Origin of the sequence: Bacillus cereus group sp. BfR-BA-01331 (genome assembly GCF_022663915.1) — a bacterium.
In the GTDB taxonomy this organism is placed as follows: Bacteria; Bacillota; Bacilli; order Bacillales; family Bacillaceae_G; genus Bacillus_A; species Bacillus_A mycoides.
The window spans coordinates 1-947 of the sequence record NZ_JAKUGJ010000124.1; the positions used below are offsets into that span (position 1 = coordinate 1).

A 947-nucleotide genomic window follows, 5' to 3' on the forward strand; every position below is an offset into this window, starting at 1 on the left:
CTACCTGGAAGTTTAAAAACTGTCCGCTGTGTAAGTCATATTCTAATTGAATCTTGATACCTGCTGTTTGTGCACAACCACCTGATCCAGGATATACATGAGCTAAATGTTTCGGTACTTGGAAAATCGTCGCATCTAAAATACGAATTCGTTGAAAATACGTGAGTGCTGCACTTAAAATGGCTGATGTTTTACAAAGTTTACTTTTCCATAATGCAGAAAAAATATATTTCAAAAATTCAACCGCTTTTTTATTAAAGCGTTTATTGAGTCCTTCTGGACTCATAAGAGTGGCTGTGGCTGCATGTAATTGACTGCATAGTCGAACGAGAGAATCACTCGCTGTACGTTGACTTACCCAGATACATATGGTAGCTAATTCATTTCCTGAAAACTTTCGTTTTCTTTTTACAAAACCTAATTCTTTTGCGAGTTCTTCCAAAAGAGAAGGGGTTAAATGACGATACAGCTCTTCAGAAAATAGTTGTAATTCATCTTGAATCGAAAAATTCATAAAAAGTGTCACCCTTTCTGCCTAGCTTTTTAGAAAGAATAACGCTTTTTTATACTTGGATGTAGTGAATATTTTTGAGCTGATAAGCATGTATGGTGCCCTCTATTACATTACCTCTAAAGATGTATAGAATTTTAATACTATTAGTGGATTTAATATTGTTTTTACATTGATATATTTAATATTCAAGAACAGAAAATAAGGGGGAAAACCATATGATTAAAGGGTTGTATGAAGCACACTTACCAGTTAGTAATTTTAAAAATTCAATTGAATTTTATCGAAAATTAGGATTGAAACTTGCTTGGCGTGATGAAGACACTGCTTTCTTTTGGATTGAAAAAGGTAAGAGTTGGTTGGGATTATGGGAAGGAAATGAGTATGAAACTCGATACCACCCTTCTTTACGACATATTGCTTTTCGAGTTTCATA

The 947-nt window shown here is 33.8% G+C and carries 2 protein-coding genes; one reads left to right on the forward strand and one right to left on the reverse strand.

Annotated elements, in window-relative coordinates:
- Positions 1-514, reverse strand: a 514-nt coding sequence (locus MR155_RS31190) for an IS4 family transposase (protein ID WP_242312113.1), incomplete at its 3' end; no start/stop codon positions are given.
- A 215-nt stretch (positions 515-729) separates the two neighbouring features.
- Between MR155_RS31190 and MR155_RS31195 the strand changes: the two genes are divergently transcribed.
- A partial coding sequence (locus MR155_RS31195; protein WP_242312114.1) for a VOC family protein occupies positions 730-947 on the forward strand: 218 nt, incomplete at its 3' end.